This is a genomic window from Veillonella sp. CHU594 (assembly GCF_003992265.1).
Lineage (GTDB): Bacteria > Bacillota > Negativicutes > Veillonellales > Veillonellaceae > F0422.
The window spans coordinates 42,788-61,409 of record NZ_RQVB01000008.1 but is presented as its reverse complement, the minus strand read 5'-3'; the positions used below and the strand labels follow the sequence as shown (position 1 = coordinate 61,409).

General features: G+C 40.0%; 17 protein-coding genes. 13 read left to right on the top strand and 4 right to left on the bottom strand.

The genetic code is table 11. The features are described 5' to 3' along the window. Positions 1–39 precede the first annotated feature (39 nt). The 6 genes from dnaB (at position 40) to EO111_RS08475 (ending at position 7,369) form a co-directional block, all read left to right on the top strand. Positions 40–1,392, top strand: a complete 1,353-nt coding sequence (gene dnaB, locus EO111_RS06280; protein ID WP_062403557.1) for a replicative DNA helicase — start codon at positions 40–42, stop codon at positions 1,390–1,392. A gap of 18 nt (positions 1,393–1,410) precedes the next feature. Then, a complete protein-coding gene (locus tag EO111_RS06275) occupies positions 1,411–2,544 on the top strand; it encodes a M48 family metalloprotease (protein ID WP_127011036.1) in 1,134 nt (377 codons plus the stop codon). A gap of 405 nt (positions 2,545–2,949) precedes the next feature. Beyond that, entirely contained in the window at positions 2,950–4,071 is a 1,122-nt protein-coding gene (locus EO111_RS06270) for an Ldh family oxidoreductase (protein ID WP_127011035.1), read from the top strand. Positions 4,072–4,288: 217 nt separating this feature from the next. Beyond that, a complete protein-coding gene (locus EO111_RS06265) occupies positions 4,289–5,923 on the top strand; it encodes an L-lactate permease (protein WP_062403562.1) in 1,635 nt (544 codons plus the stop codon). 311 nt (positions 5,924–6,234) lie between these two features. Next, positions 6,235–6,897 carry a PepSY domain-containing protein gene (locus tag EO111_RS06260; protein ID WP_126940820.1) on the top strand — a complete coding sequence of 221 codons (663 nt, stop codon included), beginning with the start codon at positions 6,235–6,237 and terminating at the stop codon, positions 6,895–6,897. A gap of 391 nt (positions 6,898–7,288) precedes the next feature. Then, complete coding sequence (locus EO111_RS08475) at positions 7,289–7,369, top strand: putative holin-like toxin (RefSeq protein ID WP_370447269.1); 81 nt, start codon at positions 7,289–7,291, stop codon at positions 7,367–7,369. Positions 7,370–7,632: 263 nt separating this feature from the next. On the opposite strand, the gene EO111_RS06255 is transcribed toward EO111_RS08475, so the two are convergent. From EO111_RS06255 to EO111_RS06245, 3 genes are read right to left on the bottom strand one after another with little or no spacing between them, the layout of a single operon-like run. Beyond that, positions 7,633–7,863 carry a hypothetical protein gene (locus EO111_RS06255; protein ID WP_038144502.1) on the bottom strand — a complete coding sequence of 77 codons (231 nt, stop codon included), beginning with the start codon at positions 7,861–7,863 and terminating at the stop codon, positions 7,633–7,635. Next, the gene (locus EO111_RS06250; RefSeq protein WP_127011034.1) at positions 7,860–8,576 is read right to left on the bottom strand and encodes a metallophosphoesterase; all 717 of its coding nucleotides are present in this window, start codon (positions 8,574–8,576) and stop codon (positions 7,860–7,862) included. Before EO111_RS06250 ends, EO111_RS06255 begins: the two co-directional genes overlap by 4 nt. Continuing rightward, positions 8,576–9,358, bottom strand: coding sequence for a DUF4931 domain-containing protein (locus tag EO111_RS06245; protein ID WP_127011033.1), 783 nt, complete (start codon positions 9,356–9,358; stop codon positions 8,576–8,578). Before EO111_RS06245 ends, EO111_RS06250 begins: the two co-directional genes overlap by 1 nt. Positions 9,359–9,447: 89 nt before the next feature. Here EO111_RS06245 and EO111_RS06240 point away from each other — a divergent pair, with 89 nt between their 5' ends. From EO111_RS06240 to EO111_RS06210, 7 genes are all read left to right on the top strand, one after another. Further along, entirely contained in the window at positions 9,448–9,975 is a 528-nt protein-coding gene (locus EO111_RS06240) for an 8-oxo-dGTP diphosphatase (RefSeq protein WP_127011032.1), read from the top strand. Next, positions 9,972–11,114: an A/G-specific adenine glycosylase gene (mutY, locus tag EO111_RS06235; protein WP_127011031.1), complete on the top strand. Its 1,143-nt coding sequence runs from the start codon at positions 9,972–9,974 to the stop codon at positions 11,112–11,114. The genes EO111_RS06240 and mutY overlap by 4 nt, the downstream gene beginning before the upstream one ends. 22 nt (positions 11,115–11,136) lie before the next feature. After that, the gene (locus EO111_RS06230; protein WP_127011030.1) at positions 11,137–12,312 is read left to right on the top strand and encodes a metallophosphoesterase; all 1,176 of its coding nucleotides are present in this window, start codon (positions 11,137–11,139) and stop codon (positions 12,310–12,312) included. Positions 12,313–12,911: 599 nt separating this feature from the next. Beyond that, complete coding sequence (locus EO111_RS06225) at positions 12,912–13,853, top strand: metal ABC transporter solute-binding protein, Zn/Mn family (protein ID WP_062403587.1); 942 nt, start codon at positions 12,912–12,914, stop codon at positions 13,851–13,853. A 26-nt stretch (positions 13,854–13,879) separates the two neighbouring features. Next, positions 13,880–14,599 (top strand): metal ABC transporter ATP-binding protein, encoded by a 720-nt coding sequence (locus tag EO111_RS06220; RefSeq protein WP_371413128.1) that lies wholly within the window; start codon positions 13,880–13,882, stop codon positions 14,597–14,599. Between the two features lie 8 nt (positions 14,600–14,607). Next, positions 14,608–15,456: a metal ABC transporter permease gene (locus tag EO111_RS06215; RefSeq protein WP_127011028.1), complete on the top strand. Its 849-nt coding sequence runs from the start codon at positions 14,608–14,610 to the stop codon at positions 15,454–15,456. After that, entirely contained in the window at positions 15,453–16,298 is an 846-nt protein-coding gene (locus EO111_RS06210) for a metal ABC transporter permease (protein ID WP_127011027.1), read from the top strand. The genes EO111_RS06215 and EO111_RS06210 overlap by 4 nt, the downstream gene beginning before the upstream one ends. A 196-nt stretch (positions 16,299–16,494) precedes the next feature. Here EO111_RS06210 and EO111_RS06205 read toward each other — a convergent pair whose 3' ends face one another. Next, on the bottom strand, positions 16,495–18,579 hold the full coding sequence (locus tag EO111_RS06205; protein WP_009353181.1) for an OPT family oligopeptide transporter: 2,085 nt from the start codon (positions 18,577–18,579) through the stop codon (positions 16,495–16,497). Positions 18,580–18,622: the final 43 nt, after the last annotated feature.

Genomic DNA, 18,622 nt, shown 5'->3' with positions numbered 1-18,622 from the left:
TTTGCATAAAATATGTAATTGTATATAGGGAGGGTATGTATGTCAGGACGGATACCACCGCATAGTATAGAAGCAGAACGAGCCGTACTAGGAGCTATTTTGCTCAATAAAGATGCCTTTGATGCAGTTAGCTCTATTGTAAAAGCAGAAGATTTTTACAGTGATAATCATCGAGTAATTTATGAAGCGATTGCTAGTATTGTAGGAAAGAATCAGAGAGCAGACTATGTTTTATTATCTGAAGAATTAAAAAAATCCCAAAAGTTAGAGGCTGTAGGAGGCATTTTATACCTTACAAATCTTACAACAGATATTGTAGATGTATACAATGTAGAAGATCATGCGAAAATTGTGAGAGATAAAGCTCATTTGCGTAAACTTATTCATGTAGCGAATGCAGTGGAATCTATGGCCTATCGTGAAGAAGAAGAGACAGAAGATATCGTTAATCGAGCAGAACAAATGGTATTAGATGTAAGCGGTACAACCAAAGGAGAGTCATCGTTTAGTTCTATGCGAGATGTGGTGTATGAAACGATTGATCGCATCAATGAGTTACAACGGCATAAGGGGATACTGACTGGCGTATCTACGGGATTTAAAGACTTAGATAACTTAACTAGTGGCTTGCAAAAATCGGATTTAATATTAGTCGCAGCCCGTCCTTCTATGGGGAAAACGGCATTCACATTGAACATTGCTCAAAATGTAGCTATGAAATCGAAAAAAAATGTAGCTTTTTTCTCTCTAGAAATGTCTAAGACACAGCTTGTAGCCCGTGTGCTAGCAGCCGTGGCAGGCATTAACTCTGGACGAATCCGGAATGGTCAATTGAGTCAAGAAGACTGGGGAAAAGCGATTAGTGCTTTGAATGATTTAGCAGAAGCTCCCTTATATATTGATGATACTTCAGGTTTGACGCCACAGTTAATGAAGAAAAAGTTGCGCCGTTTAATTCAAGAGCATGGTGAACTAGGCCTTGTGGTGGTGGACTATATTCAGCTCATGGAAAATGGCGGTAAAAAAATAGCGGATAATCGCCAACAAGAAGTATCTGCCATTTCTCGACAATTAAAAATTATGGCACGAGAATTTAATGTGCCATTGATTGCCTTGTCGCAGTTAAGTCGTGGTGTGGAAAGCCGAGCCGATAAAACGCCGATGTTAAGTGATTTGCGTGAATCTGGCTCTCTAGAACAAGATGCGGATATCGTTGCTTTCTTGAATCGTGAAAACTATCAAGATACAGAAGATACTAGTGATGGTGTAGAAACACAAGTTATCATCCGTAAGCATCGTAATGGTGAGTTAGGGATTGTAAAACTATGGTTTGAAGGGGCATATACACGGTTTAGAGATCTGGCGTATCGTGAAGATGACCCTGGTATATAGAAGTAGGAGGGAGAGCTAATGAAAGAGACTTGGAAACGTATGCTGTGTGCAGCAGTGTTGACTATGGGTATTACATCTACAGGAATACTCACAGTAGAAGCTCATGGATTGTGGGAGGCTCTTGGTAAAAGTGTATTAGGAGGCATTTCTGTGCATCAACATTTGAGTGACCTAGACAATACAGAAAAAGGGCAACAAGAAATGTTGGAAAAAACAAAAGACCGTACAGGCGTCTATGATAATTACGCCTATCAAATGCGGGCGAAGCGTATTGTGGATGAACTTTCAAAATCACCTCATGTGAAACGCAGTTATGTGGTGTACGTTAACCCAGATGAAGATTTCAATGCATTTATGACCTTTGGTCGAGTTATGTCTATTAACAAAGGCACTATGGATTTACTAGATGATGATGCTTTAGCGGCAGTAATTGGTCACGAGTTAAGCCACGGTGAGCATAAAGATTTAGTAAATGGAGCCAAAAAAAGTAGTATTTTATCTACCGTTATTGGAGCGGCTACCTTTAATTCAGGAGATTTAGGCCAAATTGCGGCTGGACTTACGGGAAAATATTTAGATAGCCAAGTATTTACGATGTCCCAAGAAAAAAATGCTGATGAATTAGGATTCATGATATTGTCGGATTCCTCCTTCAATGTAGGTGGGGCAGCTCTTGCCATGGAAGTGATTAAAAATAAATACGGCGATACGTATCGTGAGGGATTTGGTAAAATTTTAAATCCTAATGATCATCCCAAAACATCGCAACGAGTATTGGATAATTTACAACGCTTATATGCATACTCTGGAAATCATGTAAAAGTAGAACAACAAACCGTAATGATCAATGGAAAACCTGTGTATGAAGGTACTCCAAAAGGTAATTATACGGCACCTATGCGAGCTTATTTAGTAGCTGGTAAACTAGCTAGATTATATCACGATAATACTATTGGTGGTGCTCGTGTAGATGGCTCTACAGTGGCTATTGGTTCTACTAATATTGTGACTATGCCAACCTATGAGGCAGCCTTTGAAATAGCAAAACAAATGAATGCAGCTATTAGTGATGAGTCTGGTGTAGTAGCAGATAATAATAAGAAAGACAAAAAGGACAAAAAAGACAAAAAAGATAAAAAGGATAAGAAATAAAGAGTACATAAAACTAACCGTTATAGTAGACTATACAATGGGTCATTATTATCGATAGATATCGATAGAGAAAAACGATAAATCTAGATTTTCTTTTATGGAATTCGATATAGATATGAATATATATGAACTTATGAGGAAGAACATAAGTGAAGCATAACTAAAAGTAATGATTGCTTTAACCTTATAAAATAGCTGTTTTTAGGTTATTTTTTAAAGGAATTAATTAAATTGTCTCTTAACTATGCATATATGATAAGAGTAAAACGCCTATAACAAGGGGATTTCTATTCCATGTGGTGTACATGTGTGCTATAATTTACGTATCAAGAGTAGTGACAATCTGTTGAGGAGTACTACAAGATGTCACAATTTATTTTATGGTTAGGGAAAGAGGTTTTAAAGATGGGAAATTTTGTTTACATCCAAGAAGAAAAACTTAACGCATTCTGTCAAGACGCATTTGAAGGATTTGGCTTCAGCCCTGAAGAAGCTAGCATCATTAAAGACGTATTGATGATGTCCGACATGTACGGTATTCAATCCCATGGTATGCAACGTGTAGTTCGTTATCATAAAGGTATTGAAAAAGGTCTTATCGATATTAAAGCAAAACCAGAAGTAGTATTCGAAACTCCAGTATCTGCAGTTATCGAAGGCCATGACGCAATGGGTCAATTAGTTGGTCATTTCGCTATGGAATTAGCAATTAAAAAAGCTAAAGAATCCGGTATCGGTATCGTATCTGCTCGTAACTCTAACCACTATGGTATCGCTGGTTACTATGCTGATCTTGCTTTAAAAGAAGGCTTAATTGGTTTCTCTTGCACTAACTCCGAAGCAATCATGGTTCCTACATTTGCTCGTAAAGCAATGCTTGGTTCCAACCCAATCGCTTTCACAATGCCAGCTGAACCATACAACTTCTTCTTCGACGCATCTACTACAGTAGTAACTCGTGGTAAATTAGAAATGTACAACAAATTGGGTAAAGAATTACCTAACGGTTGGGCATTAAATAAAGACGGTAAAGCATCTCAAGATGCTGGCGAAGTATTGGGCAACATCTCCGACCACGTTGGTGGCGGTATCATGCCTTTAGGTGGCAATACTGAACAATTAGGTTCCCATAAAGGTTATGGTTACGGTATGCTTTGCGAAATCTTCGCATCTATCTTCTCTCAAGGTGGTACATCCAATAAATGTATGACTGGTGGCCGTTCCAATATTTGTCATGGTTTCATGGCTATTAACCCAGCTATCTTCGGTAACCCAGAAGATGTTAAAAAACACTTCTCCACATTCTTACAAGAACTTCGTGAAGCTCCTAAAGCTGAAGGTGCTGAACGCATCTACACTCATGGTGAAAAAGAAGCAGAAGCTATCGAAGTTTGCCGTAAAGAAGGTGTGCCAGTTATCGACAAAACTGTGGCAGAATTGTTCGACGTATGTAACTTGTTGAAATTGGATCCTAAAAAATACTTCGGCGACTATGAACCACCTAAAGCAGTTGCTTCCAACTACTAATTTGCAGTTCAATAGCTGACAATTACAAATCTTTATCGATGCAGAATCAGTAGTTTTGTATCCCTAAGGAATACTTCTTAGAGACTGGTAACAGTCAACATCTTTGAACATATGAGAGAGGGAATCTGTGGATTTCCTCTCTTTTTGTTTATACCACACTGTGGCGTATGCTAGAATTGAATTACAGTGATTCACACTATAGAAAGGGATTGTTAATATGGATATATTTTTAGCAGTCTTGCCGATCCTATGGCTTATCGTAGCATTGGCAGTATTAAAAATGCCTGCATGGAAAGCATGTTTGGCAGCAGCAATTGGTACATATATTTTAGCTGTATTCTACTATGGAGAAAATGCATATATTATGTACACAGGAGCTATGGAAGGTGTAGCTCTTGCAGTTTGGCCAATTCTTTTGGTTATTACAGCAGCAATTTTTACATATCAATTAGTAGTTCATACAAAAGCTATGGAAACTATTAAAGTTATGTTATCTTCCGTAACTAGTGATATGCGTATCTTAGCCGTATTGTTAGCATGGGGCTTTGGTGCTTTCATGGAAGGTATGGCAGGTTTTGGTACAGCCGTTGCGATTCCAGCAGCGATGATGGTAGCAGTAGGATTTGATCCATTGAAATCCATCTTGGCTTGTTTAGTAGCAAACTCCGTACCAACTACATTTGGCTCTATAGCGATTCCAACAACAACATTGGCATCTTTGACTGGTCTACAACCAGCTGAATTGGGTACATTCATTGCAGTGCAATTATTCTTCTTAAACGTAATTACTCCATTCTTCATCGTAGGCATCATTGCGGGCGGTGTGAAAGCAATTAAAGGTGTATTTGTACAAACTTTATTAGCTGGTTTAGCATTGGCGATTCCTGAATTATTGATTAGCATGTATGCAGGTGGTCCTGAGTTAGCCGTTATGGGTTCTTCTATTGTAATCATGGGTGTCATCATTGCTATCGCAAAATTAATGCCTGTTAATGATCCAGAATACAAAGTTGAAACTGGCGCTGCACGTACAGTATCTGCTAAAGAAGGTTTAATTGCAGCATCTCCATTCATTTTGATTTTCATCTTGTTAATTGGTACATCTAAATTGGTGCCAGCTGTATATAATGCTTTGATGGTATTTAAAACATCTGTACCTATCCATGCTGGTGTAAATGCAAAACCTTACACATTCGTTTGGATTGCGACTCCTGGTATCATGATTTTCATTTCCGCTTTAATTGGTGGTTTTATCCAAAAAGCAGGTCTTGGAACTCAAAAACAAGTATTAACTAATACTTTCAAAACTTTGAAATTAACGTATGTAACAATCATTTCTGTAGTAGTAACTGCAAAATTGATGACATACTCTGGTATGACTGGCATGATTGCGAATGCATTAGTAGCTGCTACCGGTAGTATGTACCCTGCATTTGCTCCTGTAATTGGTGCATTGGGTGCCTTCTTGACAGGTTCTGGTACAAATGCGAACGTATTGTTCGGACCATTGCAAACAGCAGCGGCTCATCAATTGACACCTGGTCATGATACATTAGCATTGTGGTTGGCAGCAACTAACTCTGGTTCCGCTGGTGTTGGTAAAATGTTCTCCCCACAAAGTATTGCGATTGCCATCGGTGCCGTAGGTCCTGCTCTTAACACATTCATCGAAGAACACAAAATCGATGCACAAAAAGCTGACCAATTACGTCATTCCATCGATGCAAGTTCCATCATGGTTCATGTAGCTAAATACTTCTTGTTATACTTAGTTATTTCTGGTATTTTTGCTTACTTCGGTCAAGAATTCTTCCCACAATTGGAAGGTATCTTAACAATGGTTAAGCACTAATTACTATCTAGCATACTAAAACAGATAAAGAGACAACATTTCGGTGTTGTCTCTTTTTGTATTTGTTGAGTTTATATAGTTTGAAATAGCTTTCACTATGATGTATTAATATTTGTATATAAATGAGGAAATATATGTATGTAGCAGGGATTAAAACTTCATCTAATATTCATCATAACTTCATAGTTGGCTCATATTTTTTTCATGCTTTTTTCATATATAAAAGGTAAGATATAAACAAGTTAGAAATAACGAATATTCCTTAATAGAAAAACAAGACACGATGCATAGGGCACGTGAAGGAGGAAATTATGAAAAAAATGTTTCGTTTAGGAGCTGCTGTAATGGCTCTAGGTGCAGGACTTATGATGGCAAGTGGTGTAGCGAATGCTGCAAAAGTACAAGGTGTTCCTGCGGATCAAATGGCAAAAATTAATTCTTGGAATGGTGTAGGTAGTGTGGTACCTAGCGTATTACCATTGAGTGATGTAGATTATAAAGGGGTTGTAACAACTTTCAAATCCTTATATCCAGATGCACAAATTGTAGGTATTTCTTATGATGGAAAACATAATCCAACCTATGAAGTAGATGGCATTGTGGACGGTCTAAAAATTGAAATGCATATCCGTGAAAATGGAGATATTTTAAACACAGAAGTAAAACCAATGAAACAAGGTAAACATATGAAACAACAAGGTTCCATGATGTATGGGCAAGCTATGAAAGGTAGCCATAGTATGTCTAAAGCCTTTGATGTGAATGATATTATCATGCCAGAAGTAGCAGAAACAAAAGCTCAAGAAAAAGTGGGCGGTGCCTTTGAAGCCATGGATTGGTCTGTAGAAAAAGAACATGGTCGTCTAGTATATGAATTAGATATGATCGATGGCAGTGGTAAAGAAGCTGAAGTCAAAGTAGATGCAATGACTGGCGAAGTTATCAATGTAAAAGCAAAAACTAGCAAATACTAATCTTAGTATTATTCTCCTTAAAACTCCCTTACTATATAAATACAAATAACACAAACAACATAAATACCCCCCTTTTTAAGACGTCACTGGCTTCGTTATGAAACCAGTGGCGTTTCTTTTACTTAGCAAAGGGAAGAGCACGACATATTCCTCCACAAACTGATACTACGTTAGGTTTGCTCCGGAACATGTCGTGCTCTTCTAGTATTACTTTATTTAGATCAAAAAGGAACGCCACTGGTATTCTACACGCAACTGCGTTCCTTAGGGAATTGATAATTATTTTAATCTATATCAACGAAATGTAAAAATATGCTATACTATAAATATAGAAGATCTATCAACGTGAGTTGGGCTCATCTCTTCCTAATCATTGGGAGGAGGGAATACTATGACACCATTCGAGTTTTTTAGTTTACTAATACAATTTGGAATGTTGGTTATAGCATTTTTAACTTACTTAAATATGTAAGTGAAAAGCCTAACGTCAACATAAGTGTTGCAAGTACTTAACACGTTAGGCAAATCAAATTTCTAGTATTTGAGATGAGCCTAACGCCTAAGACACGTTGATGGCTCTTCTTTTGTTATGTTTAGTATAACATAGTTTGTCGCGTAAGGATACTTATTTTATTATAGGTGGTACTCTATTATGAATGACATATAATATTGCCATAGTATATACATGAATGAATTTGTCAAAATATAGTGCAACCAATATAGGTAGATGGTGCCTTAAAATGACCGTTTGCCTAGTTTTGGGTGCTTACACGGTTTTAATGTATATCGATCGATGATACGGCATGCTTCGTCTAGGGTTAGGTCTTCTTTTGTAGGCCCTTGTTCGAATATGCATCGAGGGTCGCTGGAGCCAACTTCTCCGGCGGGTAGGTATAGGTATTCTGAGTTATGAGGGTCACCAAAGATGTACCCTGCTTGTAAGTGTTCTTTGTGGATACGGCTCATGGTATCTCCTTCATCATAAAATTAGCAGCATCTGCTGAGACTAAGTGTAATTGTGTATGCCCCCAATGAGAAGGTACTTTTTGAAATGATGCTTTGTCATGTAAATGACCAAACACGCAGTGATCTACTTGGTACTGTTCTAGTAGGTCCGTAAATCCATTGGCATGATTTTCTAAGGTGGGTGGATAGTGCAGTAACAGTATGCGTGTTATCTGAGATGGGTCATCACCACTTTCAGTAATAGCAGTTTCCATAGCGTCTAGAGCTGCTTTAGTACGGATTAATTCCCGCTCATAGATGTGGCGGTCATCAGCTTCTTTAAAGAAAGGGTCTTGTGGATAGATATAGCCTTTCGTGCCACCGAAGGCGATGCCATTATGGTACAAACCTCTACCTTGTAAGAATGTGATACGTCCTTCCATAAGAGTATTCATTTTTTGCAGGCTTGTCCACCAATAATCGTGATTGCCACGAATCATAAACTTTTTCCCAGGCAGGGTTGCAATGGTATCTAGATCTAACTTTGCATCACTAAGGCGCATAGCCCAAGACATATCACCTACTAGAAAGACTAGATCATCAGGCTCTATATGTTCTCGCCAGTGTGCTTGGATACGTTCCCAGTGGTTATCCCAGTGTGGACCGAAGATGGTCATAGGTTTTGTTGGTGGTTGCCCAGATAGGTGTAAATCGCCAATGGCAAAAACTTTCATTAAACCTCCAAAGAATTGTGTAAATATGACTGTATATGACGGATGACCTCTAAGGCGCGTGTTTCATGACACACTTGTGGAATTCCATAACCGATGAAAAGTGGTGATGTTATATAGCGTGGCACAATTTTTAGATAGTGATAACCGTCATTTATATCGTAGAAAAATAGATTATAAGATTTTACATATTTAGAAAATCCTTCTAATACATAGCGTAAGGTACGTTGTAAATACTTGGCTAATATGGATGTATCAAATTGGGGATCAAACCGCATATTAAATTCAAAGAATCCATGGATAGGATGATTGGATAAGGTTATACGAAGACCATCCTCTTCATAGATGATCCATCCTTCAAAATGTTCTCTGTGAATATCTTCACGGTAATCATAGTCCTCTAGGCCAATGATTTGGCTGTGAGGGTGATAAATAGAGCCTCCAGACATGGGGCCGTAATTTTTAAAGAATAAGACGGAGGTAAAACGAGGGTCGGATTTTACCTCTTCCCATTTCATTCGCCCAAACTCTAAAATATGGACCGCATCTAACAAGGGCAATTTAGAATATTCTGTATGCACATGGGGCGGAGTTTCGATAATAACTGTAGGCCATGTGTGTTCTAATACAGGGTATTTATTCATGAGCCAAATGATGGACCCAGATGTATCTAGTATATCGGTTAATTGCGAGGGTTCGCAAAATGGGCAGTGCCCGTCGCGATTGTGCATGCTGTTGGGCTTCGTTTGTCCCAGAGCAATATCAAAAATTAATGGTTCTTTCATAGTTCACCTCACTATTACTATAGTATCATAGGGGGCGAGGTTTATGAAAGTGTGAAACATGATATAATAAAAAAAGAATAGGAGGAACTATGAGGCCTACAACATTATGTTTTCCAAAACGGGAAAATTTATTTTTATTAGGACGTAAAAAACGCGGCTTTGGAGCCGGCTATTATAATGGATTTGGCGGTAAAATTGAGGATGGTGAAAGTTTCCGTGCTTGTGCCGTACGAGAAGTCTTCGAAGAAGTATCCTTACTGGTGAAAGAAGAGGACCTACAATCAGTGGCGCTGTTGGACTTTCAGTTCCCTTACTCACCGGAGTTGAGCCATATTAGTTATGTATATATGGTAGAACAATTTCAAGGCATTCCTTTGGAATCGGAAGAGATGGAGCCTCATTGGTTCAGGTTGGAGAACACTCCCTTTGACCATATGTGGGCTGGTGATGAAGAGTGGATTCCACGGATTTGGCGTGGCGAGAAGTTGAAAGGTATCATTACTTTCAAAGAAGATAATAGTACGATAGAATCCATGCAATTTGTAACTGTGGAAGAGGTGCTAGAAAGCGACGATATAGGCCGTGTGACGGCTTGGATATATGAGGGCATGAAGTGAAACAAGTAGAACAGCAAAGCCAAGTGGCATGGACGAGACATTTATTAGATTGGTATGATGTGTATAAGCGTGATTTGCCTTGGCGTGAAAGTAAAGACCCCTATCGTATTTGGGTGTCGGAAGTGATGTCTCAACAAACACGGATTGAGGCTATGCGCCCCTATTTTGAAAACTGGGTAATACAATTTCCAACACTTGAAAGTTTAGCTAGTGCCGAAGAAGATACGGTGGTTCGGGCATGGCAAGGTTTGGGGTATTATTCTAGGGCTCGTAATTTGCATCAAGGTGTGAAAGAAGTGGTGGAAACCTATGGTGGACAGGTACCACGAACACGAAAAGAAATGGAATCTTTAAAAGGTGTAGGTTCCTATACAGCAGGGGCAGTGCTCTCCATTGCCTATAACCTTCGTGAACCTGCTGTCGATGGGAATGTACTTCGTGTCTATGCTCGCCTATACAATATCCATGAAGATATTTTAGGGGTCATAGGGAAAAAAGTGATTACTTCCTTGGTAGAGGATACTATGCCCTACGATCGACCAGGCGACTTCAACGAAGCCCTTATGGACTTTGGGGCATCTATTTGCATTCCTAAAACACCTCGTTGTGAGGCCTGTCCGTTAGCACAAGATTGTAAAGCGAAAGCAGAAGGCACGGAGCAACAGTTACCTATACGGATTAAGAAAACAAAGGTACAATCTGTCCAATTATACGTAGGGATTATTTCTACAGTAGATGGGTACTACCTATTGCATCGAAGACCCAAAGAAGGATTGCTGCAAAATATGTGGGAGTTTCCCAGTGTAGAAGGGGGCACAGCAGAGAGTCGCAAAGTAGAATTAATTGAGGGGTTACAATCTATTGGGGTTACCGTCACTATGGAACGACCTATAGCAAAGGAAGTAACCCATATTTTTAGCCATCGCAAATGGACGATGAAAGGCTATCGAGGGGGAGCGACAGAGGTGGCAATCGATACGCCGAATCCAATCGTGTTGGAAGGTGATGAAGCGGTGCAACAAGCTGTAGCAGAAGGTCAGATTATTCCTCTGAAGGAGGATTGGATTCTCTGTCGTAAAGAGGCCTTTCACGTCTTACCTTGGGCAGGACCTCATGGTAAATTCATTGATCTTTGTTAATCTATACCGAGGAGTGATATAGATGAGAATATATATATTAATAGGAATATTGGTGCTTGGAATGACTCTTTTTGGAGCTATGACAGGATACTGGGTAGCTTTATTTAGAAACGGTTCGAAACGAAAGAGCCTAATCTATGGTGGTGTACTGGGGTTAGCCCTTGCCATAGGAACGATTATCCTACAACGCCTTATGTACAGCATCCATGGTGGCATGGTGCTGGATCTAGTGCGCCCGGTTCTAATCGAACTGAATGGATTGGTCGTAGCACTGTTCGGCACCTTTGCAGTATTGACTATCTTCGGTGTATTCTATGGACTTATGCGTTTAGGGGCTCGCTCTGACAGCGGGGATAGTCCTATCGACGAATCACGGCGGAATTTCTTCAAATGCACGGCAGTGGTGGTACCTGCTGTAGTAGGTGTTACAGGATCAGTAGCGGCCTTTCAAGGGAATGGTGAACTACAACTACGAAAGATACAATTGGCTTTGAAAGATAGACCAGAGGTGTTGAAAGGATATAAAATTGGACAACTTAGCGATATTCATATAGGTCCTTTCATCGGCATGGATAAGTTGAAAGAAATGGTGGATGCCATTGCTAGTGAACACCCGAATCGACTGGTTATCACTGGAGATTTAATCGATGATTTGGGGTATCTTGATGAAGTGGCAGATTATCTAGATAGCCGTGTACAAGATTTTCCTGATGGCATTGATTATATTTTAGGGAATCACGAATACCGCGTCGATGTAGAGCGTGTGTGGAAGCGGTTACACCAAACGAAGATGCACATGTATCGCAATAGCCATCAACAGATATTCGATGGACCTCGTCCTGTGTATTTAGTGGGCATGGATTACCACTTTAAAGACGATGTGCAAGAGGAAAATGTACGATTGTTGGACAAAGCTATGAAAGGCATGCCCGACAATGCCTATCCTATCTTGTTGGCGCACCATCCGAACTATATTCCTGAAGCATTCCGTAGACATATTCCATTAACCTTATCTGGACATACCCATGGAGGACAGATTAATCTATGGGGCGTGAACCTAGTGCCGGTGTATAAGCCGTATTGGAAAGGACTCTACGAAGAACAAGGATTGTTTGCCTATGTAAGCCGAGGGTCAGGACATTGGTTCCCGGTGCGGTTGAACTGTGCTAGAGAAGTGACGGTGTTTACTGTTTTATAAAGATCTGGATATCTTATTTATGTTGTAAAATTGATTAGTTAATATTTTGCAATACGTAAAATTTTGTTATACTATAGATGTTACCTCCCCAATACTGGTGACAGGAAGGGGGTGCACCGATGGATTTGTTAATCAACGTAACAGTCTCTGTTGTGGCAGGGGTAATTAGTTATTATCTTTGCAAATGGCTAGACAAGAGATTTAAAGGTAACTAGCCTCATATAGAGGTCGCTCTCTATAAAAAGCAGAACCCCCACAGCTGGAACTGTGGGGGTTCGTTGTCCCGATGGACTTAATCAACGTTTATATCCATAGTATATCACACCTATAGAAGCTTGTCATCTATATGATAGGAATTTAGGTGCGATAAAAAAGTTGAAAATAATATATTTACATCCAAATAAACAATACCCATTATCATAAATATAAACGATAATAAAGGTAATAGCTAATTCTTTCATTCTTTGAAAGACATAATTAAAAATCTATATTGAGAAATACTATCAGTTGTGATATAGTATACATAAGTAAGACTCATGGAATTTTTAATTTAGGGATAGTACAGGACATCCCACATGTTTAGTAAGGGAGGAAAGACCATGAAAGAATTTAAATTATGGCGGTTGTTCATTGTGTTTGCCGTTTGTATTATGGCTATTGCAGGCTGTGGAAAGCAAGCGGATACGGTACAAGATAGTAAGCCATTACAAGTGGTAACTACTACAACAATGATTACAGATTTAGTACAAAAAATTGGTGGTGACCATGTAACAGTACAAGGATTGATGGGGGCTGGGGTAGACCCACATTTATACCAAGCTAGTGCAGGTGATGTATCTACTTTACAAAAAGGCGATATAATCTTCTTGAATGGTATCCATTTAGAAGGTAAAATGGGCCAAGTATTCCAAGAATTAAAAAAATCCAACAAAACAGTAGTGGAAGTGTCTAAAGATATGGATCCATCCACATTGTTAGCCTTTGAAGAAGAAGGTCCAGATGCAAAAGATCCTCATATTTGGTTCGATGTACAAAACTGGAAATTAGCTGCAAAAGTGGTAAAAGACACATTGGTAGCGAAAGACCCTAAACATGAAAAAGATTATGTGGCTAATTACGAAGCATATATGAAAGAATTAGATGCAGCAGATCAATATATTAAAGATAGAACGAAAGAAATTCCTGAACAATCTCGTGTATTAGTTACAGCGCATGATGCATTCCATTACTTTGCTCGTGCTTATGGCTTTGAAGTAAAAGGTTTGCAAGGTGTGAGCACAGCTACAGAAGCGGGCACAAAAGATATGAACGACTTAGTACAATTTATTGTAGATCACAAAATCAAAGCTATCTTCGTAGAATCTTCTGTTCCTCATAAAACAATCGAAGCTGTACAAGAAGCATGTAAAGCTAAAGGTTGGGATGTGGCTATCGGCGGTGAATTATACTCCGATTCCTTAGGTTCTCCTAACACAGAAGGAGGCACTTACATTGGCATGGTCAAAGCCAACATCGATACCATTGTAGGCGCTCTTAAATGATGAGTGACAGCAAGTGTATTTTGAAAGTGGATCATCTTTCAGTGGCCTATGATGATACGGTGGTACTGAAAGATGTATCCTTTCAGATTGAACGAGGAACGATGACGGCCATAGTTGGACCCAATGGCGCCGGCAAATCAACCTTGGTGAAAGCCATCTTAGGGCTTGTGCCATTAGTAGAAGGAACGATTGAATTAACAGTAGATACGAAGTCTGTCTCCGCTTATGGAGGGGCAAAGAACAATAGTATCTATAACCATATTGCCTATGTGCCACAAACATCGACGGTAGATTGGGATTACCCAATCACCGTCTTTGAAGTAGTGTTGATGGGCACTTATCGTAGACTAGGATGGTTTGCACGCCCAGGGAAACGAGAAAAAGAAGAAGCAAGAAAAGCCTTGCAAACGGTAGGTATGTTAGACTACGCACAGAGGTCTATAGCACAATTGTCAGGAGGACAACAACAGCGTGTATTCCTAGCTCGTGCCTTAGTAGAAAATCAAGATGTGTATATACTTGATGAGCCGTTCAAAGGTATCGATAAGACGACAGAGGCGGTACTCGTGAAGATTATGAAAGACATGCAAGCAGCGGGGAAAACATTGCTGATTGTGCATCATAATTTGCAAACATTAGAAGCGTATTTTGATCAAGTTCTCTGCATCAATCGCAGATTGGTGGGCATGGGACCAGTTCGAGACATAGTGGGATCCCCTATCCTAGATGAGACATATTCATACTAGGAGGTACCATGGAATTATTACAACAATATACATTTCAAATCGTAGCACTGGGGACGGTGATGTTAGGCTTGGTATGTGGCGTTATAGGAACCTTTGCAGTATTGCGTCAAGAAAGCTTACTAGGTGATGGCGTAGCCCATTCCACACTACCTGGGGTAGTGGCAGGATTTCTTCTAACAGGCGTGAAAGACACCACAGTGCTATTACTAGGTGCGATTTGCACGGCCTGCTTGTCAGAATGGATTATGTATAAAACATCCCAAAAAGGAGTTCGTTTTGATGCAGCCTTAGCTACGATTTTAGCGGCCTTCTTTGGATTCGGTACGGTTTTATTAACTCGGGTGCAATCCATGGAGAATGCAGGACAAGCGGGACTGAACACGTTTATCTTTGGACAAGCTGTAACCATGATGCAAAGTGACATTTGGGTGATGGCCATTTGTGGAACCTGCATTGTAGGTGGGGTTATTGTACTTTGGAAAGAATTGAGTCTTACCGTATTTGACCCTATTGAAGCCCAGTTGATGGGTATCCCTGTGTCAAAGGTACGATTTTTTTATCGAGCGGCGCTCGTAGTGACTATTGTGATAGGCATACGGACGGTGGGCGTTATTTTAATTAGCTCCTTGCTGATTGGTCCAGCCATGATTGGTCGTCAATGGACCCATTCCTTACGTACCCTAGTGATTATTGCAGCTATCAGTGGTAGTGTAGTCGCCTTTATGGGCACTTTTGTGAGTGCTCTATGGGGCAATCTTCCTACAGGACCCATTATCATCATTGTCATGACAGGCATGATCTTGTTGAGTTTAACGTTGGCTAATGGTAAACGCCTCGTAAGGAGGTGTGTAGGATGAGTCATATCTTAGAAATCTGGGCTATTGCCACAGTGACGGGCATTAGTTGTAGCCTCATCGGTACATTCTTAGTATTGCGCCGATTATCTATGATGGTGGATGCCATTACACATACTGTCTTTTTAGGTATTGTACTTGCTTTTTTGGTGACAAAAGATTTGAACTCTCCTTGGCTCATTATTGGTGCCACCGCGATGGGGGTAGGGACGGTGTATGCCGTAGAGTGGATGCAACGACGTCGTTATATTCGGCCAGATGCAGCCATCGGTATCGTGTTTCCCTTCTTATTTGCCCTTGCTATTGTGTTAGTTACCTTATTTGGTAAACACATACATCTCGATGTGGATACGGCGATTTTAGGTGATTTAGCCTTTGCCACATTCCAACGATTTATCGTAGATGCTTATGACCTAGGACCTATGTTATTATGGATTGCCATTTTAGTGTGTCTTATCAATGCAGTATGCATTGCGCTGTTTAAGAAAGAATTAATCCTTACCACCTTTGATCCTGTGTGTGCTAAGGTATATCAAGCGATGCCCATGGCAGTGTCCTATGGACTTATGACCCTGACGTCCTTGACGACAGTAGCTTCCTTTCAAACTGTAGGGGCTATCTTGGTAACGGGTTGTATGATTGGTCCACCAGCAACTGCATTTATGCTAGCTCGTTCTGTGAAAGCCTTGCTATTCATTAGTATGATAGTATCTACCGTAGCTACTACTATCGGTGTAGCATTAGCCTTTCTTTGGGATGTATCCATTGGTGGTATGATTGCCACAGTCATCGGATGTATCTATGGACTGGTGTGGATCTATAAATATGGTAGAAACAATGGATAATAGTATCATTGTATATGCTAGAAAGAATACATTAAGGTAGCATTGTATATGCTAGTATGATACAAATATAAAAGGACTGAAGTAAAATGATGCGTTAGAATTTACTTCAGTCCTTTATTATTTGTGTATTTCTTTAGCGAAGTAAAAAAGGCTGAAACCAAATGGTTACAGCCTCTTTTGTGATATGTGTAGTGTTTTATTTATTCATGTTTTCGATTGCTTCTGCTTCTGCTTTGTTGAATTTAGAAGCAATAACGATGCGAATTAAGCAAAGTGCAACGAAGATGTATGCTGCAAAGCCTAGCCATTCAGCTGTATCACCATAGGATTTTGCTTCAGTGAAAGCCAATTGAAGTGGAGCTTCGCTACCACCTGTACTTACGGAGAAGGCGATGATACCAGCGATGATAACGCCGATGATACTTTCACCAACGATCAAGCCAGAAGCGAACAATACGCCACGGCGGTTAGATTGTTCTACGTCAGCATCTGCATAAGCACCAGCACGTTCTTTCGCACGTTTTGTAATATAACGATTTACGAAGTAACCGATGATGGCACCCATTACAAGAGGCATTTCCAAAGTTGGAGGTAAGTAGATACCCATACCAATTGCAAGTGGTGGTAATGTTAAGGATTTTGTTGTAGATTTTAAAATTAAGTTTACAACGATAGCTACGATACCTACTACGATGCCGTAGAAAATGTATGTCCAATCCATATTAGCATTGAAGATACCTTCTGCGATTTGACGCATCAAAGTAGCTTGTGGAGCGGATAATGCTTGAGCAGGATCCATTCCTTCACGAGGCATAGCGCCTGTAAAACCATATGCATGGTATAACAAGTCAAGTACTGGAGCAATCGCTACGGCACCAGCTAAGGAACCAATTAATAGAGCTACCTGTTGTTTCCAAGGTGTAGCACCTACTAATTGACCAGTTTTCAAGTCTTGTAAGTTATCGTTGGAAATGGCTGCAATGGAGATAACCACGGATGTCATGAAGATCGCCAAGGCAGTGGAGAATTTTACGCCTTCTGGAGTAGATAATAAGTCATTGGCAGAACCGATGGCAAATACTACTAGAGAAGATACGATGATACCGATGATACCGATACCAGAGATTGGACTTGCAGAAGTACCAATCAAACCAGCCATGTAACCACAAGCAGCAGCTACGAAGAAGCCGATTAACAATGCCACTACGATACCTGCAATTACTAATGTCCAAGCAAGACCTGCAGACATTGGAAGAGCAGACACGAAAGAGTAGAAGCAAATGATTAAGCCAATAATAATTAATGCAAATACAACGCCAATAGTAGATGGTTTCATATCTGTATCCATACGGTGTGTGTCACGATATTCAGCGCTTGCCGTCATGGACTTAATAGATAATTTAATACCTTCAATAATTGGTTTGATCAATGTTAGCAATGTCCAAATCGCTGCCACACCGATAGTACCAGCACCGATAAAGCGGACTTTTGTTTTCCAAACTGTGCTAGAGAATTTGATAGCTTCCAAATTATCTGGGTTTGGTAGATGATTTGTTAAGTATGGTACGAAACCACCCCAAGCAATAATCATACCGATTAAGATAGCGATACCACTAGCAATACCAATTAGGAAGCCTGCGCCTAATAAAGCAGAGGAGAAACCGAAAGGAATTTGTGTAGCACCAGCACCTACAGGGAACCAGAATGATTTAGATTCGCCTAAGACACGTAAACCTTGTGTAACAAAACTGATGATACCAGCCAATGCGCCACCAGATACGATTTCTTTCATACCACCAGATTGTTTTACTGTTTCACCAGGAACACTGGAGCCTACTTTCAAGATTTCGGCAGCGGCACGGCCTTCTGGATATGGTAAGTCGCTGTTCATAACCATAGCACGGCGTAATGGAATGGTAAATAATACCCCAAGGCATCCACCGCAGGCGGATAATAACAATGTTTCCAATAAGTCAAAGTTTTGCCAATAACCAATCATTAATAGACCTGGCAATACGAAAATGACTGCAGATAAGGTACCAGCAGCAGATGCTTGCGTTTGTACCATGTTGTTTTCAAGAACATTGGAATCCTTGAAGAAGCGTAAGATTGCCATAGATATTACGGCAGCCGGAATGGAGGATGAGAACGTCAAACCTACTTTTAGCCCTAAGTATACGTTAGATGCAGTAAAGATTAATGTAATAATCGCACCTAGTAACATACCTCTGACTGTTAATTCCGGTAAGCTAATATCATGACTCATAAAATCATGCTTCATAGTTATACCTCCTTAAAATACACTACTATCTCATCCATTGTAT